Origin of the sequence: Spirillospora sp. NPDC046719 (assembly GCF_040645715.1) — a bacterium.
In the GTDB taxonomy this organism is placed as follows: domain Bacteria; phylum Actinomycetota; class Actinomycetes; order Streptosporangiales; family Streptosporangiaceae; genus Spirillospora.
Map to the genome: position 1 here is coordinate 1 of NZ_JBEYYT010000526.1, position 5,629 is coordinate 5,629.

Annotated in this window: 5 protein-coding genes; all 5 read right to left on the reverse strand. The window is 72.6% G+C overall.

From position 1 onward, the window contains the following. A partial coding sequence (gene mshC, locus ABZ914_RS44995; protein ID WP_500200826.1) for a cysteine--1-D-myo-inosityl 2-amino-2-deoxy-alpha-D-glucopyranoside ligase occupies positions 1–1,069 on the reverse strand: 1,069 nt, incomplete at its 3' end. Positions 1,070–1,184: 115 nt separating this feature from the next. Next, positions 1,185–2,138 (reverse strand): ABC transporter permease, encoded by a 954-nt coding sequence (locus tag ABZ914_RS45000; protein ID WP_500200827.1) that lies wholly within the window; start codon positions 2,136–2,138, stop codon positions 1,185–1,187. Then, the gene (locus ABZ914_RS45005; protein ID WP_500200828.1) at positions 2,135–3,106 is read right to left on the reverse strand and encodes an ABC transporter permease; all 972 of its coding nucleotides are present in this window, start codon (positions 3,104–3,106) and stop codon (positions 2,135–2,137) included. The genes ABZ914_RS45000 and ABZ914_RS45005 overlap by 4 nt, the downstream gene beginning before the upstream one ends. Next, positions 3,103–4,191, reverse strand: coding sequence for an ABC transporter ATP-binding protein (locus tag ABZ914_RS45010; protein WP_500200829.1), 1,089 nt, complete (start codon positions 4,189–4,191; stop codon positions 3,103–3,105). The genes ABZ914_RS45005 and ABZ914_RS45010 overlap by 4 nt, the downstream gene beginning before the upstream one ends. Further along, positions 4,188–5,447: an ABC transporter ATP-binding protein gene (locus tag ABZ914_RS45015; RefSeq protein WP_500200830.1), complete on the reverse strand. Its 1,260-nt coding sequence runs from the start codon at positions 5,445–5,447 to the stop codon at positions 4,188–4,190. Before ABZ914_RS45015 ends, ABZ914_RS45010 begins: the two co-directional genes overlap by 4 nt. Positions 5,448–5,629 lie beyond the last annotated feature (182 nt).

Consider the following 5,629-nt stretch of genomic DNA (forward strand, 5'->3'; position numbering starts at 1 on the left):
CCGCGGGCGGCCCGGACGGGCGCGCGACGGCGGCGCGCCACCGGTCCAGGCGGGCCTGCGCGGCGCGCAGCTCCGCGTCCGTCCACTCCCAGTCGGACCGGTAGTGGTGGGCCATCAGCGCCAGCCGCACCGCCATCGGGTCGACGCCCGCCTCGCGGAGCTTCGACACGAACACCAGGTTCCCGCGCGACTTCGACATCTTCTCGCCGTGCAGGCCCACCATGCCGGCGTGCACGTAGGCGCGGGCGTGCGGGGACTCCCCCGTCGCGACCTGCGCGTGCGAGGCGCCCATCTCGTGGTGCGGGAACGCCAGGTCCGACCCGCCGCCCTCCACGTCGAAGCCCATGCCGAGGTACTCGACGGAGATCGCCGAGCACTCCACGTGCCAGCCGGGGCGGCCCTCCCCGAACGGGGAGTCCCAGCCGGGCTCCCCCGGCCGCTTCGCCATCCACACCAGCGCGTCCAACGGGTCGCGCTTGCCGGGCCGGTCCGGGTCGCCGCCGCGCTCGGCGAACAGCGGCGCCATCTGCGCCCGCGTCATCCCGCTGACCTGCCCGAACGCGGGGTCCGCGGTGATCGGGAAGTAGACGTCGCCGTCGACCTCGTAGGTGGCGTCCCGGCCGCGCAGCTTCTCGATCATCTCGACGATCAGCGGGATCGCCTCGACCGCGCCGACGTAGCGCTCCGGCGGCAGGATCCGCAGCGCCGTCATGTCGTCGCGGAACAGCTGGATCTCGCGTTCGGCGAGCTCCCGCCAGTCCTCCCCCGTCTGCTGGGCACGTTCCAGAAGGGGATCGTCGACGTCGGTGACGTTCTGCACGTAGTGGACGGTGTGGCCGAGGTCGCGCCACACCCGGTTGACGAGGTCGAAGGTCAGGTAGGTGTTGGCGTGCCCGAGGTGCGTCGCGTCGTAGGGGGTGATCCCGCAGACGTACATCCGCGCGGTCTCGCCGGGCTCCGTGGGCCGCACCGCGCCCGTCCCGGTGTCGTACAGGCTGAGCCGCCGCGCCGAGGCGGGCAGTCCCGCGTCGCTGAGGCTGGGGACGTCGGAAGCGGGCCACGATCGCATACGGAAAGCTTATCCATGCGCACCTCGCCGTATTACTCCGAGATCGCGTTGACCGTCCCGAGTGTCCGCATCGTGACCCGGTCGGGACGGTGCGCGCCGGACCGCCGGACCGCCGTCAGGACAGCCGGACCCGCGGATCGAGGAACGAGTAGCCGATGTCCACCAGCAGGTTCGCCACGATCACGAAGAACGTCACCATCAGCGTCACCCCGATGATCACCGGTGTGTCGCCGAGCGCGATCGACTGGTACACCAGCTGCCCCACCCCCTGCAGCCCGAACACCTTCTCGGTGACGATCGTCGAGCCGATCAGCGCGCCGAGGTCGATGCCGAACTGCGTGACCACCGGCGTCAGCGCCGCCCGCAGCCCGTGCCGGTAGACGACGCGGCGCCGCGACAGGCCCTTCGCGCGGGCCGTCCGGACGTAGTCCTCCCCCAGCACGTCCAGCATCGCGCCGCGCGTCAGCCGCGTGTACGCCGCGACCATGAGGAACGCCAGCGCGATCCACGGCAGGATCATCCGGCGGAAGAAGTGCATCTGCAGCGGCGGGCCCGCCTCGAAGAAGTAGATGCCCGCCTCGCTGAGCTTGGTGGAGAACAGGTACAGCAGCACCAGCGCCATCACGAACGGCGGCGTCGACAGCCCGATCAGGACGAACACCGTGACGACCCGGTCGGGCAGGCTGCGCGCCCGCGTCGCCGACAGCACCCCGGTGACGACGCCGCCGACGAACCAGATGACGCCGGCGCCGAGCACCAGCCACAGCGTCGTCGGCAGCCGGTCCCCGATCAGCGTCGTCACCGGCTCCCCGTTGATGTAGGAGTCGCCGAGGTTCGCGTGCAGCAGCCGGCCGAGGAACTGCCCGTACTGCACGATGACCGGCTGGTCCAGGCCCAGGTTGCGGCGGATCTGGTTGAGGGTGTCGGTGGTGGCGCGCGGCCCGCCGATGACCCGCTCCACCGGGACGGGCGAGACGTGCAGGAACACGAACACCAGCGTGGACACCAGCCACAGCACGATGATCGCGTACAGCAGGCGGCGGATGACGAAGCGGATCACGGCGCTCACTTCCCCCCGGTGGCCCGGTCGCCGCGCGGGTCCAGGGCGTCCCGGATCCCGTCGCCGAGCAGGTTGAACGACAGGGTGGTCAGCAGCAGCAGGACGCCGGGCACCGCCAGCAGCCACCACGCGGTCTGGAACACGTCGCTGCCCTCGCCGAGCATCGACCCCCACGACGGCATCGGCAGCCGCACCCCGACGCCGAGGAACGACAGCGTCGCCTCGAACACGATCGACGTCGGGATCAGCAGCGAGGTCAGCACGGTGATCTGCGCGACCAGGTTCGGCAGGATGTCCACGAACATGATCCGCGCGTTGGAGGAGCCGAGCGAGCGGGCCGCCTCCACGAACTCCTTCTGCTTCAGCGACAGCACCTGGCCGCGGATGATCCGGCCGAACGCGGCGAACGAGAAGAACGCGATCACCAGGATCGTCAGGGTCAGGCTGGCGCCGACCGAGGAGATCTGGAACGTGGTCGCCAGCATGATCGCCACCAGCAGGTACGGCAGCGCGAGGGTCATGTCCATCAGCCGGGCCAGCAGCGTGTCCATCGCGCCGCCGGCGAACCCGGCGAGGACCCCGACCAGCGTCCCGACGATCGACGCGAGCACCGCGGACAGGATCCCCACCACCAGCGAGATCCGCGCCCCGTAGGCGGCGCGGACCAGCACGTCCCGGCCGAGCTGGTCGGCGCCGAGCCAGAACGTGCCGGACGGCCCGCGCGGCTGCCCGTTCACGTCCAGCCCCGTCTTCGGGAACGTCGCGTCGTAGGGGTGGCCGGTCAGGTGCGCCCACACCGGCGCGAGGATCGCGTAGATCGCGATCAGCGCCAGCACGACGATGGACACGACCGCGAGCTTGTCGCGCCGGAACCGCGCCCACGCCAGCTGGAACGGGGTGCGGCCCTGCACTCTGGCCGGCCCGGTGCCCGCCGTCGGGTCGACCTCCTGCGCCTCGAGATCGGTGTAGCTGCTCATTCCTCGGCCTCCGGGAGCTCCGGCTGGGTGGAGACCTGCGCGATCGCCGCGTGCTTGTGCGCGAGGCGCTCGCCCGGCTCCACCGGGAAGTGGCAGGCGGTCACGTGGTCGGGGGGGTCGCCCTCGCGCGGCACAAGCGGCGGGTCCTCCCGGATGCAGCGGTCCGCGGCCTTCGGGCAGCGCGGATGGAACCGGCAGCCCGACGGCGGCTCGATCGGCGACGGGACGTCCCCGGTCAGCACGATCCGCTCGGCGCGCTCCGCCTCGTCCGGGTCGGCGATCGACGCCGCCGACAGCAGCGCCGCCGTGTAGGGGTGCCGGGGCCGCGCGTACAGCGTCTCCGCCTCGGCGGCCTCGCCGACCTTGCCGAGGTACATCACCGCGACCCGGTCGCTGACGTACCGGACGACCGACAGGTCGTGCGCGATGAACACGTAGGTCAGGCCCAGCTCGTCCTGCAGGTCCTTCAGCAGGTTGATGACCTGCGCCTGGATGGACACGTCCAGCGCCGACACCGGCTCGTCGCACACGATCAGCTTCGGCTTGAGCGCCAGCGCCCGCGCGACCCCGATCCGCTGCCGCTGCCCGCCGGAGAACTCGGCGGGGAACCGGTTGTAGTGCTCGGGGTTCAGCCCGACGAGCTCCATCAGCTCCTGCACCCGGCGCTTGCGCTCGGCGCCTCCCGCGATCGAGTGCACCGCGAACGGGTCGCCGATGATGGAGCCGACGCGGCGCCGCGGGTTCAGCGACCCGTACGGGTCCTGGAAGATCATCTGGACGTCGCGGCGGAACGCCTTCAATCCGGCCTTGCCGAGCCGGGTGATGTCGTCGCCCTCGAACAGGATCCGTCCCGCCGTCACCTGGTGCAGCCCGGTGACGCAGCGCGCCAGCGTCGACTTCCCGCAGCCGGACTCCCCGACGATCCCGAGGGTCTCGCCGCGCCGGACCTCCAGGTCCACGCCGTCGACCGCGTGCACGCGGCCGATCTCCTTCTTGAAGACGATCCCCTGCTTGATGGGGAAGTGCTTGTAGACGTCCTCGACCGAGACCAGGACCTCGCCCTGCCCGCTCGCCTCGCCGTTCATGCGGCGCCTCCGTCCCCGCGCGCTCCGCCGCCGTCCCCGTCGTCCTCGCCCTCCGGCCGGCCGTCCCTGCGGTGCGCGCTCGCGCCGCCGTCCGCGCCGCTGCCGGCGTCCGTGCCCGCGTCCGTGCCCGCCTCCATGTCCACGTCCCGGTCGTGGGCGAGGGCGTCGACCGCGCCGGAGGACTCCGGGGCACCGTCCCGCGCCGCGGCCGCGGGCCGCACCCGCACCCGCCCCTCCTCGACCGCCCGGCGCCGCAGCCGCTCGGCGTCCTCGCCGAGCCCCAGCGCCTCCAGCGGCAGCCAGCACGCCGACACGTGCGTCGGGTCGTCGCCGCCCGTGACCGGGTCCAGGACCGGCTCGTCGGTGACGCACCGGTCCATCACGTACTCGCAGCGCGGATGGAACACGCACCCCGACGGGATGTTGATCAGGCTCGGCGGCTGCCCGGGGATCGGCCGCAGCCGGTCCGCGCCGGCCGCCGCCGACGGCGTCGACTGCAGCAGCCCCTTGGTGTACGGGTGGTGCGGCCGGTAGTACAGGGGCCGCCGCCGCGCCTTCTCCGCGGCCTTCCCGCCGTACATCACCAGCACGTCGTCGGCCATGTCGGCGATCACCCCGAGATCGTGGGTGATCATGATGAGGGCGGTGTCGTACTCGCGCTGCAGCCGCCGCATCAGGTCCAGGATCTGCGCCTGGACGGTCGCGTCCAGCGCGGTCGTCGGCTCGTCCGCGATGATCAGTTTCGGGTTCAGCGCGAGCGCCATCGCGATCATGGCGCGCTGCCGCATGCCGCCGGAGAACTCGTGCGGGTACTCCTCGGCGCGCCGCGCCGGCTGCGGGATGCCGACCGTGCCGAGCATCTCGACCGCGCGCTTGCGGGCCGCGTCCCGGCCGGTGTCCGGTTCGTGCGCGCGGATCATCTCCTCGATCTGCCGGCCCACCCTGTACAGCGGGTGCAGGCTCGACAGCGGGTCCTGGAAGATCATCGCGATCTCGGCGCCGCGGATCTGGCGCATCCGCCGCTCCCCCGCGGTGAGCAGGTCGGCGCCCTCGAACAGGGCGCGCCCGCTCACCCGGGCGCCCGGCGTGAGGCCCATCAGCGTCTGGGTGCTGACGCTCTTCCCCGAACCCGACTCCCCGACGATGCCGAGCGTGCGGCCCCGGTCCACCTCGAACGACACGCCCCGCACGGCGCGCACCAACCCGTCCGGCGTGCTGAAGGAGACCTCCAGGTCGGTCACCTCGAGAAGACTCATCGACGCCCTTTCACGTCCTGCATCCGGCCGGCGGACGGCCCGCGCCCGCGCGGGCGGGGACGGACCGGTGCCCGGGCGCGGCGCCGCGGGGGGGGGGGGGGGGGCGGGCGGGGCGGGGCGCGGTGAATGGGTGTGGTGGGTGGGGGGGGGGTGGGGGCGGGAGTGGGGGGTGGGAGGGCGCG